Here is a 16326-nt window from a genome sequence, read left to right on the forward strand (position 1 = left end):
TTAAGGTTTTATACTAAACAACCTGCCGATACAAATAGTTGACAGATTATAACCGGGTTTAATCCCAGTTAGGGTCGTAACTGGATGAACGGCCTCTTTGCTCATATTTCAAATCCTGCAATAATGATGAACTTGCCCGCAACGACACAAAGTATGATTTGTATGCTCCAACAGGGTTGAAGCTGGCTGTTATTGACCAGCAATGCAGGTTCCGGGTCAGGTTACAACTCATATATGCGATTTTCTTGGCATCGAAATCGTAACTCGTATTAAAATTGAAATTCCAGTTTTTTGTAGGCTGTATGCTTCCGCTTAGTCCGAAGTTTTTAGTCAGCCGGCCTTTATATTCCATCTTGTCATAATCAAAATCCCCATAGTTATAGTTCATGGAGAAGTTAAATGACAGGTTCCATTTTATATCGTTCTTTACATAGCCGTCTTCATCATATTCGTTGTCATCTTTCTTTTTTTCCAGCAGACTGCCTTTTTGCTGCTCCCCGGCTTCTCCCTCAGGAGTGTCGGTTCCCGGTTGAGCTCCTTCTTTTTTGCCCTCCTCCTTGTCTATATCTTTTCCAAAGAGTTTTTTGAATGTATCCTGGTTGATGGACGGGGATATGGAGTATCCCGTGCTTTTCAGCCGTCCGATACCCTTGCCGTGACTGATACGCAGTTTGTCTACCTTTGTCGGGCTGCCGTATTGATTCAATCCATACATATATGGGTCGAAAGCGGCGCCTATATTTACTACAAACGATTTGCTGAATTTGAAACGCGCATTTACAGCGATGTCGCTCCATTTGAGGGAATCGGCCATCATATTATTGCTGAAATTGACACTGAGATTGTCTATCAGGCTTATCTTTTTCATTCCGGTCGAATCCTTTTCTGATTTGACTTTCATTTCCAGGTTATTCTCAAAGTTGAACGAAACCATTCCTGAAGCGCCCATCGGAGCTGTACCAAACATTCCCTGCGAATAAGGGGAATATACATATTCCATTTGTTGCCCTTTCGAATCTATATATTTATATCTTTCATAGAATCCAAATATAGGGTCGCTGAAGTCGGGAGCATAGCTGAGGCTGATGCTAGGAGTAAAGACGTGGCGTATTCGTGTTGTTTTCGAGAAAACGGGTATGTATTCCCCATATAATTTTGTCTGGAAACTCAATGCGGCATTAAAATCATAGACACGTTTAAATGAATATGTCGTGTCGCCACGCATACTCATATGGGTATTTGTCTCAGGATTCCATTGCTTTTGTATTTTACTGGTGTACCAACGTTCCGTGTAATTAATAGATGGGGTGATATTCAGGTAATTGAATGCACTGAATGTCGCGGAAACCGGAATGGTATGCTTCATCGCATTTTTCCAGTCCTTCTGTAAGTTGGATTTTAACAACAGGTTTTCTTTTGTGTCGATGCTGTTTCTGAAATCCCCTGTATAGCTTAACTGAATTTTCTCATACCAGCGTTCTGCTCCCGCCGCCTCTTTTCTTTTGAACGGAGCCACACGGCTCATTGTTACGGTCAGGTTTGGCAAAGTCATGGAAATGGATGAGTCCTGGCTTCTTTGGGCTATGTTCATAGAGGCTGAAAGGCTCCATGCCGAATTTGGTATTTTCTGGGTCAGGTTGATACTTGAACCTTTGGTATTGCTGGTTCCCCGGGGGATATATCTGTTATCGAGGCTGTTCTGGTTGTATGAGCTTGTCGAAAAATTCACACTTGCGGAGAGTGTCCGGAACATATTCGCTTTAGGGTCTTGCGAGTGCGTCCAGTTGATCGAGAGGTCTTTGCTTATAGATTGGTCTACATCTTTTTCCCCGTATTTGTTGTACAGATAATTGAAGTCGAACGATCCGGAATATTTATAACGCTTACGGTATGATGAACGGGCTTTGAGCGCCCATGAACCTTTTGTATAAATGTCCCCTGTGAGGGCAAGGTCTATATTGTCATTAATGGCAAAGTAATATCCTCCGTCATGCAGATTGAATCCTCTGTCCATCTCGTCTCCGTACGACGGCATGATAACTCCCGATGAATATTTATCGGAAAAAGGAAAGAACCCGAAAGGAAGTCCCAGAGGCAGAGGTAATCCTTCGATAACGAGATAGGCAGGACCCGTAACTACATTCTTTTTAGGCTTGACCTTTGCTTTTGTCAGAGCCAGATAGAAATGCGGGTGTTCGTGATCGTCGCAGGTTGTGTATTTACCGTCGAGCATAAAGAACGAGTTGTCTTCCTGCTTCTTCGCTCTTCCTGCTATTACATAACCCTCTCCCTGAGTGGTAACAACATTGGTGATATATCCTTTTTTTGTCTTGAAGTTATACTTCATGTCTTTCGACTCATAGTCCGTGCCACCATCGGAAAAAACAGGATAGCCGAATTCTTTTCCTACGGAATCCAGACCGTATGTGGCATATACCAAACTACTGTCCATATTCATGGATAATTTCTCGCCTTTCAGTGTTATCTCGGTATATTTTACTTCTGCAGAGCCGTATAAATAACCCCAATTGTTGGACATGAGTACAACGGAGTCATTGGCCGTATAGTCTACTACGGCATCCAGCGCATTTTTTTTCTGAGCGGTAGAGTCTTGCAGTAAAGAGTCGTTCCGGAGTTTCAGGGAATCATCCTTCGGGAGGGAATCACCATTCACACGGGGCAGGGTATCGTTGCTATATATTGAATTTACAGCACGATGCTTAGTATAGGCATATTGTGCGCCCCAGAAAGGCACGGAGAACAATATACACAGAAAAATGTATGCTAAGATGCGAACTTTTCTCATCTACAAAACCTCATGCTTATATATTCGGATGCAAAGCTAATCAATTAAACAAGAAAGCAGAATACGAAAAAACAAAAAAAGTATAAATTTTTGTATTCAGGTTCAATATTCACTTTCAATGTTATTGCCTGGAGTCCGGATATTTATGTATATATTTTTTATCTTTGTCACTTATTAAACGAATCTTTCTATGAAATATTTTTTATTAGCCCTTACTCTTTTCTTTTCTATTATAGGATCACAGGCCCAGGATTTTGAAGATTATTTTGTCGATAAAACTTTGCGTATAGATTACATATTTTCGGGAAATGACGGGTCTCAGGTCGTAGCTCTCGATCAGTTGAACCAATTGCCCCGTTGGGCCGGGCGCAGGCATAACCTGTCACAGCTACTCCGTAAAGGGAACGGGCAGATATGGGTGACAGATGCAAAAACAGGAACGTGCATCTATACCGATGCTTTCAGTACCTTGTTTTCAGAATGGCAGACTACACCTGAAGCTAAGGCGGTAAGAAAAAGTTTCGAGAACTCGTTTTTAGTACCTTATCCTAAGGGTAAGATATCAGTGGAGATAAAGCTGAGAGATAAGTCCGGCGTTTACAGGACTGCTATCAGGCACGATGTAAATCCGGATGATATTCTGATAAAGAAAAAGGGACTGAAGAATATTCCGGCCTATACAGCCATACATCGGGGCGATTCGGTCAATAAATGTGTGAATGTTGTTATTCTCGCAGAAGGATACACCGCCTCAGAAATGACAAAATTTAGAGAGCATGCGCAGATAACCTGCGAACAAATATTCAATCACAGTCCGTTCAATCAACTGAAAGATAAGTTTAATTTCTATGCGGTGGAAACGATTTCTGAGGATTCAGGGGTCAGTGTCCCGCGTGAGGGCAAATGGAGCAGGACAGCTTTCAGTTCCCATTTTGATACTTTTTATTCCGACCGGTACCTGACTACTTCCCATGTAAAAGACATACATGATGCTATTGCCGGAATCCCATATGCACATATTATTATATTGGCAAATACAGATGTATATGGAGGCGGGGGGATATTTAATGCATATACGCTGACCACTACCGGCCATGCTGCATTCAAACCTGTTGTAGTCCATGAATTCGGGCATAGCTTTGCCGGACTGGCCGACGAATATTTTTATGACAGCGATGTGCTGGATAATACATATATTCATTCAGTAGAACCGTGGGAGCCGAATATTACCACTCTGGCTGATTTTACCGTAAAGTGGCAGGATATGCTTCAGCCCCAGACTCCGGTGCCTACGAATATTAGCCTTGCAGACAGATATAATGTAGGTGTGTTCGAGGGTGCGGGCTATTCGGCAAAGGGGATATATCGCCCTGCTATCGATTGCCGGATGAAGACAAATACATGTAAAGACTTCTGCCCTGTATGTCAAAGGGCTATCCTCCAACTTGTAAAATTCTATACTGAGTAAAAAAAATACAGTCAGGATTTTATTTATAAGGATAAAACCGCTATTTTTGTCGCTGCTAATTCTGAATATTAAAATATATAACTAATAATACAATGTCTTCTAAAAAGAAACAAGCTGAAATACGGGAAGAGAAGGACTGGGAAAAAATCGACAGTGCCGTTCATAAATCTGAAAACTTTATCGAAAAATATCAAAAACAGATATTGATCGGAATCGGTATCGTGGTTGTGGTTATCAGTGGCTATCTGGCTTTCAGGAACTTCTACCTCGGGCCAAAGAATGCAGAAGCACAAGTTGCTTTATTCAAGGGTGAGCAATATTACAGGAACGGGCAGGATTCCCTTGCTATCTATGGAGATGCAAACGGATATGTAGGTTTTGAGTCTATTATCAGTGATTATGGCTCGACCAACGCCGGAAACCTTGCGAAATTATATGCCGGTATCTGTTATGCTAATCTGGGCCAGTATGATAAAGCATTGGACTATCTGAAAGGGTTTAGCGGCGGAGATAAAGTATTGTCCCAGTTGGTAAACGGAACTATCGGTGATTGTCTAAGCAATACCGGAAAAGAAAATGATGCTGTTTCTTACTACGTTAAGGCTGCCAAAGGCGTTGATAATCCTGTGCAAAGCCCGATATTGTATAAGAAAGCAGGTCTTATATACCGTAATCAGGGAAACTATGATAAGGTAGTTGAGACATTTACAACGGTCAAAAATCAATATATGAATTCACCTGTTGCCATGGAAGCTGATAAATATATTGAAGAAGCTAATCTGATGAAAGCCGGAGGAGCAAAGTAAGAGACGCAAAGATTACCTCAATATATAGAAAGCGCGGAAGTTGGTACTTCCGCGCTTTTTTATTCTCTTTTATTCCTTCTGTTTCTTCAGAAATTATTGCTCATCACCTGGATACCGTATTTTTCGGCCTCTTCATACTTATCCTTTATGAAAGTGTACAGATTTGGAGATTTGTATGCGCCGGCTCTTCTTGTTTCATTCAAAGGCTGGATATAACCTATCGATAACATTTTTCGCTGAAAGTTACGTCTGTCTATTTCCCGTCCCAGAATAGCTTCATATATACATCTGAGTTCGGGCATGGTAAATTTCTCCGGTAGTAATGCATAACCCATTGGAATAAAGCCGATCTGCTTCCGTATAGTGGAGGTGGCTGTGTCTATGATTTCTTTATGGTCGGCATATAATGGCGGTATGTCGTCTATATCGAACCATCGGGCCTCTTCATGTTCTTCGTTGACAAATAGCCGGGCTTCATCATATTTAATGAGGGAGTAGTATCCGAGGCTTATGAAACGGTCGGTATACCATCGGCCTTTGTCCCCTTGTATGTTGAACCGTTTAAGCATATCGGCATTTTCCCCGGTGTCGATACGATCTTTTTTACCAAAGAAACAGAATTGTTTAAGATATACATTTTTGAGTCCGGTCCGGTCTTTTAATACCCGCCGGGCAGATTCGTCGGGATCTTCGTCTTTTGCTACGAAACCTCCCGGGAGCATCCACTTTTCACAGACTTTAAATTTACATAACAATACTTTAAGGCTACACGAATGAAAACCCAGTATAATACAATCGACCGATATATTAGGGATGAATATGTCCGGTCCTTGATTCAGGATCTCAACAGGCGCTTGCTCTTTTTTCATAAGTTTTTTTCATTTGATGATATTGTCCGTATGGGCTTTATCTTTTTTGTTATCAAGGTAATAGATATGATACTCTGCCTTTTCTTTGGCAGTTTTTAAACTATCCAGTTGTAACATCATTGTAGATAACTCAAAAGATTTTGAAATTGCGGACTTTGTAGTTTGTGATAAGGTGTATGAATATTTTCCCTGTCCCTCCAATGTGGCGGTTAAGGGATTGCCTGAATTGGTGAATATAAATCTGGCTACGCCATTTTCACTGGCCCCCGCAAAACGGATAATCTCGTATTCTTTTCCCATATTGGAGAACCGGTAATTAAGGCCGTCGTCGTTCACTGCCAGCGACTGAGCAAAAGAGCCGTCTTTTGCCGATACCTTTATTTGATTGTGTTTTTGCTTTGATCCGACAAAAACGCTCTCAATATATAATACGCCATCTTCACCGACTCCTGACCGGAGCATGATGCCTGTGATGATACCGCCCGAGAGACTCTCTCTGGGGATAAATGCACCGGTTTCCTGGTATTCTTTGTTACGCTGAAACGAAAAAAGTTTTTTCATTGCTTCCAATGTAGGCTCATGCAGGGCGATAAGGGAATCGCATCCGGCAATTACCTGTTCGTTTTCGGCTCTTCTTATAGTGTCGAGAAATGCCAGGCCGGAGCGGATCTGGTCGAATGCTTTCGGGTATAAAATTTTGATGCTGTCTATTTCCTGTTTGGCCAGTGAGTATTCTTTATTGGCATAGAAATGCCGCGCCGCGTCCAGGCGCAGCTTGGCGCCATCATCTTTTGTCCCGCAAGCAAACAGGAAGACAAAGAGAAACACCATTGTATTTCTTAAAAAAATTTGCATAGGATGTTATTCTTTTTTAGAGAGAAAATATTCTGGGTAATCTTTCATAATCCTGTACCAAATTACAAATTATTTTGATTTTGACAGAATTATTCTCTAATAATTTAGCTTTTCGATATTAAAAATAGGAAAAAAGATCTTTCGGTATATACCTTTAACGGGAAAAAGAAAAAAATGGTTTTAGTTAAAGGGAATTTATCGTTTAATGATGTATTGCGGATGTTCGATAATTCTTGTTGAGGCCGGGCTGCCTTATGATAATTGATAAGTAGAAATTATTATCTTTGCACTTTCTAACCTCTCGGAATCAGGGCGATTGTCTGATTTGATTGCTCGAATAAATTGTTCTGTTGGCCGAAGAGAGAGATGCTGTAAGATTAAAATGATAAACCACAACGAAAAGGAAATACAAAGCGAACTAAGAGAGAAGTTTTCAGGGAAAATATTTGAAATAATTTCTCAGGTTGCAGATGATATGCAATTGGAGTGCTATGCTATCGGGGGATATGTGCGTGATATTTTTTTGCATCGCCCGTCAAAGGATATAGATATTGTTACAGTAGGTAAAGGTATTGAACTGGCTCAGGCTGTGGCTAAGAAGCTGGGTAGAAAAGCTCATCTCTCTGTATTCAAAAACTTCGGTACGGCGCAGATCAAATATAAGGATACGGAAGTAGAATTTGTAGGTGCCCGCCGCGAATCTTACCAAAGGGATTCCCGTAAGCCGGTTGTAGAAGACGGGACATTGGAAGACGACCAGAATCGTCGCGATTTTACAATAAATGCACTGGCCGTTTGCCTCAATAAAAGCAGGTTCGGGGAGTTACTCGATCCGTTTAACGGGCTGAAGGATATGGAAGACCTGATTATCCGGACTCCACTCGATCCGGATATTACGTTCAGTGACGATCCCTTGCGGATGATGAGGGCGATACGTTTTTCTTCGCAGCTGGGTTTCGACATCGAACCGGGAACATTCGATGCCATCTCCCGTAATAAAGACCGCATCGGTATAATATCGGGTGAACGTATTATAGATGAATTAAATAAGATCATATTGTCCCCCAGGCCGTCCGTCGGATTCCTTCAACTTGACCAGACAGGTCTGTTGGCTATTATTTTTCCGGAACTGGTAGCACTCAAGGGAGCTGAGACTAAAGAGGGGGTAGGGCACAAGGATAATTTTTATCACACATTGGTGGTTTTGGATAATATATCGAAGAAAACCGATGATCTGTGGTTGCGCTGGTCTGCCATCCTGCATGATATAGCCAAACCGGCAACCAAGCGTTTCGACAAGAAACTGGGATGGACTTTTCATAACCATAATTTTATAGGAGAAAAGATGATCCCTGGAATATTCCGCAGGATGAAGCTTCCTCTGAATGAGAAAATGAAGTATGTGCAAAAGATGGTGACGCTTCATATGCGCCCACAGGTGCTTGTAGATGAGGATATAACCGATTCGGCCGTCCGCCGTTTATTGTTTGAGGCCGGAGATGATATTGAAGATCTGATGACTCTGTGCGAAGCTGATATAACGTCTAAAAATCCGGAGAAGGTCCGCCGTTATTTGCGAAACTTTGAACTGGTACGCCATAAATTAAAGGATATAGAAGAGAAAGATCATGTACGTAATTTTCAGCCTCCGATCGGCGGCGAGGAAATTATGGAAATATTCGGGCTTGCTCCGGGTGTGGAAGTGGGGCGGTTGAAATCATCTGTCAAAGACGCTATTATGGACGGAGTTATACCCAATGAATATGACGCCGCGTATGAATATCTGGTGGAAAAAGGAAAGAAAATAGGGCTGAAACCGAAGGAGAAATAAAATATGACAGTAAAATCGATTATAGTAGCAACGGATGAAGGGAATGCGATAGGCAAGGATAATAACCTCCTTTGTCATCTGCCTAACGACTTGAAGTATTTCAAAAAAGTAACAGATGGCCACCCTGTGATAATGGGGCGGAAAACATTCGAGTCATTGCCTAAAGGGGCTCTGCCCAACAGGCGGAATATTGTAATTACCAGGAATAAGGATTTGCATTTCGACAGATGCGAGATGTGTTCTTCTGTCGAAGAAGCTGTTGAGTTGTGCAAAGATGAACCTGAAATTTTCTTTATTGGCGGCGGTTCTGTATATAACGAAGTTGTAAATGTAGCGGACAAATTGTATCTGACCCGTATTCATCACCGGTTCGGAGATGCCGACACTTTCTTTCCCCGGATTGATCCGGAGTTGTGGATGGAAGTATCGAAGGAAGATCATCCTATGGATGAGAAGCATAAATATGCATATAGTTTTATAACTTTCGAGAAAATAAAACGTTAATATCCTTGCTTATATTAAATAAACATCCTATTTTTGCAACCCGAAACTGAACAAAGAAATAATAACAGAAAATATATATAGCGATGAAAAGAACTTTTCAACCATCAAACAGAAAGAGAAAAAACAAACATGGTTTTCGCTCAAGAATGGCTACAGCAAACGGACGTAGAGTGCTTGCAGCCCGCAGGGCCAAAGGTAGAGCTAAGCTTTCAGTTTCAGACGAATACAGCAAGTAATTAAGTGAGGAAATGCATTTAATGCAGCATTCTGAACGCAACTGACTATTGCTGTTGCAGATGCGAAAGCAATAAACAGATCTGCGGCCTTAGCTTGTAAAAAGATATTTTGCTCAGGCAAACAAAGTAAGAATTAGTATTAATTCTTACTTTTGTTGTTTATAAGTGCATGTTATGGAGTTGAACTGGTTTGATCTGGTAGTTGTAATTCTCGTATTGGTAACGCTGATAAAAGGATTCTTTTCGGGATTGGTGATGCAAATCGCTTCTCTCGCGGGGATTATATTGGGCGCAGTCTTTGCAGGGAAATTATCGGAATACATTGCCCCCCGGCTTATTAATCTGATCGATGGTTCGCCTCATATTATAGGTCCGCTTTCCTATATTGTGGCATTTATAGCGATATTGGTTGCATTGTTCTTTGCCGGAAAGCTTTTGGAATCTTTCGTGGACGCGTTGAAAATGACTATATTGAACAGATTGACAGGAGCTGTGTTCTGTGCAGCTAAATGGATTGTGGTATTCAGTATTGTTTTGAACCTTGTTGCCAAATTTGACCAGCATAAGCGCATAATAAAAGAGGACGTGCGGGAGAGATCCCATACCTATCCTCTTGTAACTGAAATAGCAAAGGCTGTGATCCCGTACCTGCGTTTCGACTGGATCAGTTAGCTTTCTTTGCTGAATATTCCTTTATTACTTCCACCAGTTTCTCTTTCGATACCAGTCCCATAATACGGTCTACTTCTTTTCCATCTTTGTAAACGACTATGGTAGGCAGTGCCTGTATACCCTTGTCTATCGAGAATTTCTTGTAATTGTCTACATTTACCTTGCCTATCTTGACAGAATCCTTGTATTCCGTAGCAATTTCATCCAAGATTGGAGCCATGCGGCGGCAAGGGCCACACCATGCTGCCCAGAAGTCTACAAAGACGAGCCCTTTGGAAGTTTCACTCTCATAATTTGATGCGGATAATGTTACGACAGGCGATTTTCCTTTCGGTTCATCTTTAGCTTCCGCCGATACATCGATACTTGTCAGGGTGAATATGCCTAGTAATGCGATGCTGAGAATAGAAAATAATATTCTGTTTTTCATTATTCTATTATTATATATTTTGTAATAAGAACACAAATATAATAGGTAAAATCAATTAAAACATATCAGTTATGACTATTTATTGATTTTTTGAAGTAATAATAACTCAAAATCAATTAATTTTGTGATTCATATGATTTTTCAGAAATGGCTCAAGAACCACTTATACTGGATTTAGATAAAGTACTGGAAGAAAAAGCTCCGAAAATTTATAATAAAATACCACGCTTTATTATAAATTATCTGAAGCGTAAGGTTCATATCGATGAGTTAAATGAAATACTCAGGATATATGCAGATAAGGAAGGTGTCGATTTTATGCAGGCTGTGGTCGGCTATTTCAATCTTACACTGGAGGTGAACGGTCTGGAGAATATTCCGGAAGGTGGGCGTTTTATATTTACATCCAATCATCCGCTCGGAGGGCTCGACGGTATTTGCCTCTCGGCAGTTATCGGTGAAAAGTACAATAAGAAGATAAAGTATGTGGTAAATGATGTATTGTATTTCATCAGGAATCTGCAACCGATTTTTCTTCCGGTTAATAAATACGGCAGGCAGTCGAAGCAGGCAACTCATACATTAAATGAAGCTTATGACTCCGATAATCAGATTGTCACTTTTCCGGCGGGCTTATGTTCACGCAGGGAAAGGGGAAAGATATACGATTTGCCGTGGCAAAAGAATTTTATACTGAAAGCCATTGAATCCAGGAGAGATGTTGTTCCTGTCTACTTTGATGGGAAAAATTCAAATTTCTTTTATAGATTTGCAAATATAAGAAAGCGGTTAGGGTTAAAGTTCAATGTGGAATTGATACTTTTGCCCGACGAAATGTTTAAGAATAAAGGTACAAGTTTTTCTATTACATTTGGCGAGCCAATTCCGTATTCAACGTTCAATAATTCGAAGAATGCTTCACAATGGGCCGGATATGTGAAAGATGAAGTGTATAAGTTAGCGAAATCAAACAGATAATATTAGATGGAAAAAATCATCTCACCAATAGATAAAAGTCTCTTAAAAGCCGAATTGACGAAGGATAAACTTCTGAGGCATACCAATAAGGCGAATAACGAGATTTATATAATCACACATCACAATTCGCCTAATGTGATGCTGGAAATAGGCCGTCTGCGTGAGATCGCATTCCGTTATTACGGGGGAGGAACAGGATTGTCTACCGATATTGACGAGTATGATACAATGGACAATCCGTACAAGCAATTGATCGTATGGAATCCGGAAGCAGAAGAAATAATAGGAGGATACCGTTTTATCTGCGGGCCGGATATTTGTTTCGATGATAATGGCGAGCCGGTACTGGCGACCTCCCACCTGTTTCATTTCTCCAGGAAGTTTATAAAAGAATACCTGCCTTATACGTTCGAACTGGGCCGTTCGTTCGTCACACTGGAATATCAGTCCACTCTTGCAGGTTCGAAAGGTATATTCGCTCTCGATAATCTTTGGGACGGATTAGGGGCATTGTCTGTGGCTGACCCGTCCATGAAATATTTTTTCGGGAAAGTGACCATGTACGATACCTATAATACTCAGGCCCGCGATATGATCCTTTATTTTCTGGGAAAGTATTTCCCCGATCCTGATAGGTTGGTTTGGCCAAAGCAGGCGCTTCGGATAGAAACAGATGAAAAGAAGCTTATACGTTTGTTCGATGAGGATACATTCAAGGCTGATTATAAAATCTTAAATACATCTGTCCGCAGGTTAGGGCTTAACATTCCGCCACTGGTAAATGCCTATATGAGCCTTTCGCCCCAGATGAAAGTGTTCGGTACGGCCGTGAACGATACTTTTGGCAATGTGGAGGAAACGGGCATACTTATCAATGTGGATGAAATACTGGAAGAAAAGAAGAAACGCCACATAGAATCGTATCTGAGAGACAAACCATCGAAGCGTTTCCTTAAACGCCTGCGCCAGATGATAAACTGGAGCTGGTCGAAATACGAAGATAAACCGAAGAAAAAAAATGAAGGCTTTTTTACAATCTCCCGTCGGAGCAATAGAAATAGAAGAGACTAACGGTTTTATTTCAGCTCTGCGGATTGTCTCAGAAATGAAACAAACGGATACTATCTTAGTTCCCGTTCTCGCTGAGGCTATAAAGCAACTGAAAGAATACTTTGCCGGTGAGCGGGAAATCTTCGACTTACCTTTGGCTCAGGAAGGAACTGCCTTTCAGCAAAAAGCCTGGGACTACCTGAATACGATTCCTTACGGGGAAACCGTCTCCTATAAGCAAGAAGCAATAAGCATAGGCTCTCCGAAAGGGTGCCGCGCTGTCGGCTCCGCCAATGGAAAAAACAATATAGCCATAATCGTTCCTTGCCACCGGGTAGTGAACGAAGGCGGGAAGCTGGGCGGATATGCCTACGGCCTTGAGGTGAAAAGGAAACTGCTGGAACTGGAAAGCCGGCAAAAAAACTTATTCTGAATGCTTGACTTATCTAAATATAAAATCATACTCGCTTCCAATTCTCCCCGCAGGAAGGAACTTCTTTCAGGGCTGGATATTGCTTACGAAATAAAAACATTACCGGATATAGACGAATCGTATCCCGATAATCTGCGCGGAGAAGATATCGCTATCTACATCGCAAAGGAAAAAGCAAACGCGTACAGGGCCTGTATGGAAGATAACACGCTTCTTATCACAGCCGATACAATCGTTCTCCTCGGTGGAAAGGTATATGGCAAACCACTCGATGAGGAGGATGCCAAACAAATGCTCCGCGATCTTTCGGGTAAGACGCATTCGGTGGTAACAGGCGTTTGTATTACTATAAAAGAGAAACAGAGAGCATTCGGCATTTCATCCGAAGTGAGATTTGCACGGCTCGAAGAAGATGAAATAGAATACTATGTGACTAAATATAAACCCTTGGATAAAGCCGGTGCATATGGCGTGCAGGAATGGATCGGTTATATCGCCGTGGAATATATATCGGGGTCTTATTTCAATATTATGGGATTACCCATACAACGCTTGTATCAGGAACTGAAGAAAATCTGATAATCAATATTTTTTACTTCGAAAATGCGTTAAGGAATAAAACAATTATCTTTATTGCATGAAAATATTTGAGAACAATAAGCTCTTATTGCGGTACATCCTTATTATAGTGGCTATAATAATAGCTTTCGGGTCGCTTGTTGTCTCTCATTACCTGGTAAAAGACCTGTCGAAAGAAGAGCGCAATAAGATAGAAATCTGGGCTGAGGCTACCAAAGAGATGGCCAGCAATAACGAAAACCTGAATATGAACCTGGTAATACAGATTCTGAAAAGCAATACGACTATTCCCGTTATTTTATACGATAGAAAAGACAACTACTATACTTCCACAAATATAGAACTTCCCGAGACCGGTGAGCAGGAGTTTCTGAGACAGCAGTCCCGGACTTTTGAAAAGAGGCATGGACCTATTGTTATCGAAGTTGAGGATTTTGACCAATATGTATATTATGACGATTCATATACACTAAAGCGGTTGCAATTATATCCGTATGTTCAGGTAAGCGTACTGATCATATTTATGATAACTGCCTTTTTTGCATTGTTTACTACGATGAGGATGGAACAGGACCGCCTTTGGGTAGGCCTGTCGAAAGAAACGGCGCATCAGTTAGGAACGCCGATATCATCATTGCTGGCGTGGCTGGAGTATCTGAAATTAAAAAATGCCGACCGCTCCATCTTGCCGGATATGGAGAAAGATGTGAACCGCCTGCAAATGATAACGGACAGGTTCTCGAAAATAGGCTCTGCGCCATCTTTGGAACGAAAGGATATAAATGAGATCGTAACTCAGTCTATAACCTATCTCGAAAAGCGAATCTCGAAAAAAGTTATCTTTGAACTTCATCTGTCCGCTACTCCTCTTTATGCGAATGTAAGCGGGCCTTTATTAAGCTGGGTGATAGAGAATCTGACAAAGAACGCGGTGGATGCGATGGAGGGACAGGGTGAGATCATTTACACATTGTCCGATAAAGGTAAAATAATAAGTCTGGATATACGGGATACGGGAAAAGGTATTCCGAAATCAAAGTTCAGAACTATCTTCAGTCCGGGATTTACTACAAAGAAAAGAGGGTGGGGACTGGGGCTGTCTCTGGCAAAGCGTATCATAGAATCGTATCACAAGGGGAAAATCTATGTGAAGTCTTCGGAAATAGGTGTAGGCACGACCTTCTGTATTGAGTTAAAAAGGTCTAATTAACATGTTCCGTAAAGTTCAGAACCTTTGTAAACAGGATTATTTTCTTATTTTTGTGACAATTCGTTTAAATTTTAACAATTCTATCAAATCTAATGACTAAATTTTCAAGGGCCTTTTGGGTTGCCAATTCCGTCGAACTGCTCGAACGGCTGGCGTATTATGCCGTATTTATTGTAATCACCCTTTATTTATCCAATGTTTGGGGATTCTCTGATATCGAAGCCGGTATCATTTCGGGTATATTTTCAGCAATGCTATACTTCCTTCCCACTTTTGCCGGAGCATATGCAGATAAAATAGGCTTCCGTTCATCCATTATACTTGCATTTACCTTGTTGACAGTTGGTTATGGAGGCTTGGGCCTCTTGCCTACCATGCTGGAGAGTGCGGGACTGGTAAGTTACGGGATGACAGCTACTTTCACCGGCCTTGAAACAAGTTATCTGCGTTGGAGTATCGCTCCCATTCTGGTGCTTATCGTTATAGGCGGAGCATTTATAAAGGCTGTTATTTCGGGGACGGTGGCGCGTGAGACTACATCGGAAAACCGTGCACGCGGATATGCCATCTTTTATATGATGGTAAATATCGGGGCATTTACGGGTAAAACCGTTGTTGACCCGCTACGCAGAAGCATGGGTGATGAAGGGCTTGTATACCTTAATTTCTTTTCCGCGTCAATGACCCTTTTTGCTTTGATCGCGGTTTTCTTTTTCTATAAATCGGTAAAAACCGAAGGTAAAGGGAAAAGTTTTGCCGAGATAGGAAAAGCCCTGTGGAAAGTTTGTCAGAACGGACGTCTGATAGCATTGATACTCATTATTAGCGGTTTCTGGATGATTCAGAGCCAGATGTATGCGACTATGCCTAAGTATGTGATCCGTATGATCGGCGAAGGAGCTTCCCCGGGTTGGTATGCCAATGTGAATCCGTTGGTGGTATTTGTATGTGTCAACTTTGTCACCTCATTTATGAAAAGGCGTACTGCTCTCACTTCAATGACTATAGGGATGCTGATTATACCGTTCTCGGCATTGGTAATGTCGTTTGGCAACCAGATCGGGACTGATTATGTAATGGGATTGCACCCTGTTGCCTTTATGATGATAGTGGGTATTGCCATGCAGGCATTGGCAGAGTGTTTTATATCTCCACGCTTTTTGGAATATTTCTCATTACAGTCGCCAAAAGGGGAAGAAGGCCTTTATTTAGGATTTAGTCACTTACACTCATTCTTTTCATACCTCTTTGCATTCGGACTGTCAGGCTTCTTATTGGAAAAGTACTGTCCGGACCCTAAGGCATTTGCATCGCAGGTAGAATATGCCGCAGCTACAGTAAACGCGCATTATATATGGTATGTCTTTGTCGGAATCGGTATGGTCTCTGCCATCGCACTTGTTATATATGGGCGGGTGGTAAAAAATCTGGATAAAAAGAAACTGAATCCGGAGACTGAATAATAATAAATTACTTTATCTATATGTAAGCTAACGGCTAATAGCTGTTAGCTTATCGTTCTTTGAAGTGCTGATTAAAGCAGTTACAAGTTACTTCGCCCTTCGGGCAGTTACGAGATACAAGTTGTTAACTGATGAC

General features: G+C 41.4%; 16 protein-coding genes. 12 read left to right on the forward strand and 4 right to left on the reverse strand.

Annotation, left to right across the window (positions count from 1 at the left end):
- Positions 1-58 precede the first annotated feature (58 nt).
- The gene (locus ACYQ3L_RS22890) at positions 59-2806 is read right to left on the reverse strand and encodes a putative LPS assembly protein LptD (RefSeq protein ID WP_379993587.1); all 2748 of its coding nucleotides are present in this window, start codon (positions 2804-2806) and stop codon (positions 59-61) included.
- A 190-nt stretch (positions 2807-2996) separates the two neighbouring features.
- Between ACYQ3L_RS22890 and ACYQ3L_RS22895 the strand changes: the two genes are divergently transcribed.
- A complete protein-coding gene (locus tag ACYQ3L_RS22895) occupies positions 2997-4274 on the forward strand; it encodes a M64 family metallopeptidase (protein ID WP_379993586.1) in 1278 nt (425 codons plus the stop codon).
- A 92-nt stretch (positions 4275-4366) separates the two neighbouring features.
- A complete protein-coding gene (locus tag ACYQ3L_RS22900) occupies positions 4367-5080 on the forward strand; it encodes a tetratricopeptide repeat protein (protein WP_379993585.1) in 714 nt (237 codons plus the stop codon).
- A gap of 86 nt (positions 5081-5166) precedes the next feature.
- On the opposite strand, the gene ACYQ3L_RS22905 is transcribed toward ACYQ3L_RS22900, so the two are convergent.
- Together ACYQ3L_RS22905 and ACYQ3L_RS22910 are read right to left on the reverse strand one after the other, a co-directional pair.
- Complete coding sequence (locus ACYQ3L_RS22905) at positions 5167-5949, reverse strand: NUDIX hydrolase (RefSeq protein WP_379993584.1); 783 nt, start codon at positions 5947-5949, stop codon at positions 5167-5169.
- A 9-nt stretch (positions 5950-5958) separates the two neighbouring features.
- Complete coding sequence (locus ACYQ3L_RS22910) at positions 5959-6804, reverse strand: hypothetical protein (protein ID WP_379993583.1); 846 nt, start codon at positions 6802-6804, stop codon at positions 5959-5961.
- A 382-nt stretch (positions 6805-7186) separates the two neighbouring features.
- Between ACYQ3L_RS22910 and ACYQ3L_RS22915 the strand changes: the two genes are divergently transcribed.
- The 4 genes from ACYQ3L_RS22915 to ACYQ3L_RS22930 all read left to right on the forward strand — a co-directional run bounded on the left by ACYQ3L_RS22915 (position 7187) and on the right by ACYQ3L_RS22930 (position 10047).
- Entirely contained in the window at positions 7187-8635 is a 1449-nt protein-coding gene (locus ACYQ3L_RS22915; protein WP_379993582.1) for a CCA tRNA nucleotidyltransferase, read from the forward strand.
- Positions 8636-8638: 3 nt separating this feature from the next.
- The gene (locus ACYQ3L_RS22920) at positions 8639-9139 is read left to right on the forward strand and encodes a dihydrofolate reductase (RefSeq protein ID WP_379993581.1); all 501 of its coding nucleotides are present in this window, start codon (positions 8639-8641) and stop codon (positions 9137-9139) included.
- 83 nt (positions 9140-9222) lie between these two features.
- Positions 9223-9375 carry a 50S ribosomal protein L34 gene (gene rpmH / locus ACYQ3L_RS22925; RefSeq protein WP_081852563.1) on the forward strand — a complete coding sequence of 51 codons (153 nt, stop codon included), beginning with the start codon at positions 9223-9225 and terminating at the stop codon, positions 9373-9375.
- A 174-nt stretch (positions 9376-9549) separates the two neighbouring features.
- On the forward strand, positions 9550-10047 hold the full coding sequence (locus tag ACYQ3L_RS22930) for a CvpA family protein (RefSeq protein ID WP_379993580.1): 498 nt from the start codon (positions 9550-9552) through the stop codon (positions 10045-10047).
- Here the strand turns inward: ACYQ3L_RS22930 and trxA are convergent.
- A complete protein-coding gene (gene trxA / locus ACYQ3L_RS22935; RefSeq protein WP_379993579.1) occupies positions 10040-10477 on the reverse strand; it encodes a thioredoxin in 438 nt (145 codons plus the stop codon). The two genes, ACYQ3L_RS22930 and trxA, sit on opposite strands and share 8 nt — an antisense overlap.
- A gap of 147 nt (positions 10478-10624) precedes the next feature.
- Between trxA and glsA the strand changes: the two genes are divergently transcribed.
- The 6 genes from glsA to ACYQ3L_RS22965 all read left to right on the forward strand — a co-directional run bounded on the left by glsA (position 10625) and on the right by ACYQ3L_RS22965 (position 16190).
- Positions 10625-11455 (forward strand): lyso-glycine lipid O-acyltransferase GlsA, encoded by an 831-nt coding sequence (gene glsA / locus ACYQ3L_RS22940; protein WP_379993578.1) that lies wholly within the window; start codon positions 10625-10627, stop codon positions 11453-11455.
- Positions 11456-11461: 6 nt separating this feature from the next.
- Positions 11462-12526: a glycine N(alpha)-acyltransferase GlsB gene (glsB, locus tag ACYQ3L_RS22945; RefSeq protein ID WP_379993577.1), complete on the forward strand. Its 1065-nt coding sequence runs from the start codon at positions 11462-11464 to the stop codon at positions 12524-12526.
- On the forward strand, positions 12474-12938 hold the full coding sequence (locus ACYQ3L_RS22950; protein WP_379993576.1) for a methylated-DNA--[protein]-cysteine S-methyltransferase: 465 nt from the start codon (positions 12474-12476) through the stop codon (positions 12936-12938). Before glsB ends, ACYQ3L_RS22950 begins: the two co-directional genes overlap by 53 nt.
- A complete protein-coding gene (locus tag ACYQ3L_RS22955; protein ID WP_379993575.1) occupies positions 12939-13517 on the forward strand; it encodes a Maf-like protein in 579 nt (192 codons plus the stop codon).
- A gap of 58 nt (positions 13518-13575) precedes the next feature.
- Positions 13576-14727 carry a sensor histidine kinase gene (locus tag ACYQ3L_RS22960; RefSeq protein WP_379993574.1) on the forward strand — a complete coding sequence of 384 codons (1152 nt, stop codon included), beginning with the start codon at positions 13576-13578 and terminating at the stop codon, positions 14725-14727.
- Positions 14728-14819: 92 nt separating this feature from the next.
- Positions 14820-16190 carry an MFS transporter gene (locus ACYQ3L_RS22965; protein WP_379993573.1) on the forward strand — a complete coding sequence of 457 codons (1371 nt, stop codon included), beginning with the start codon at positions 14820-14822 and terminating at the stop codon, positions 16188-16190.
- The last annotated feature ends 136 nt before the right edge of the window (positions 16191-16326 follow it).

Source organism: Dysgonomonas termitidis, assembly GCF_054657735.1.

Coding starts and splice junctions, on each gene's coding strand:
- ACYQ3L_RS22950 (WP_379993576.1), top strand. CDS start 12,474: ATGAAGGCTTTTTTACAATCTCCCGTCGGAGCAATAGAAATAGAAGAG.
- ACYQ3L_RS22965 (WP_379993573.1), top strand. CDS start 14,820: ATGACTAAATTTTCAAGGGCCTTTTGGGTTGCCAATTCCGTCGAACTG.
- glsB (WP_379993577.1), top strand. CDS start 11,462: ATGGAAAAAATCATCTCACCAATAGATAAAAGTCTCTTAAAAGCCGAA.
- ACYQ3L_RS22960 (WP_379993574.1), top strand. CDS start 13,576: ATGAAAATATTTGAGAACAATAAGCTCTTATTGCGGTACATCCTTATT.
- ACYQ3L_RS22905 (WP_379993584.1), bottom strand. CDS start 5,949: ATGAAAAAAGAGCAAGCGCCTGTTGAGATCCTGAATCAAGGACCGGAC.
- ACYQ3L_RS22955 (WP_379993575.1), top strand. CDS start 12,939: ATGCTTGACTTATCTAAATATAAAATCATACTCGCTTCCAATTCTCCC.
- ACYQ3L_RS22895 (WP_379993586.1), top strand. CDS start 2,997: ATGAAATATTTTTTATTAGCCCTTACTCTTTTCTTTTCTATTATAGGA.
- ACYQ3L_RS22915 (WP_379993582.1), top strand. CDS start 7,187: ATGATAAACCACAACGAAAAGGAAATACAAAGCGAACTAAGAGAGAAG.
- ACYQ3L_RS22910 (WP_379993583.1), bottom strand. CDS start 6,804: ATGCAAATTTTTTTAAGAAATACAATGGTGTTTCTCTTTGTCTTCCTG.
- trxA (WP_379993579.1), bottom strand. CDS start 10,477: ATGAAAAACAGAATATTATTTTCTATTCTCAGCATCGCATTACTAGGC.
- rpmH (WP_081852563.1), top strand. CDS start 9,223: ATGAAAAGAACTTTTCAACCATCAAACAGAAAGAGAAAAAACAAACAT.
- ACYQ3L_RS22920 (WP_379993581.1), top strand. CDS start 8,639: ATGACAGTAAAATCGATTATAGTAGCAACGGATGAAGGGAATGCGATA.
- ACYQ3L_RS22930 (WP_379993580.1), top strand. CDS start 9,550: ATGGAGTTGAACTGGTTTGATCTGGTAGTTGTAATTCTCGTATTGGTA.
- ACYQ3L_RS22890 (WP_379993587.1), bottom strand. CDS start 2,806: ATGAGAAAAGTTCGCATCTTAGCATACATTTTTCTGTGTATATTGTTC.
- ACYQ3L_RS22900 (WP_379993585.1), top strand. CDS start 4,367: ATGTCTTCTAAAAAGAAACAAGCTGAAATACGGGAAGAGAAGGACTGG.
- glsA (WP_379993578.1), top strand. CDS start 10,625: ATGGCTCAAGAACCACTTATACTGGATTTAGATAAAGTACTGGAAGAA.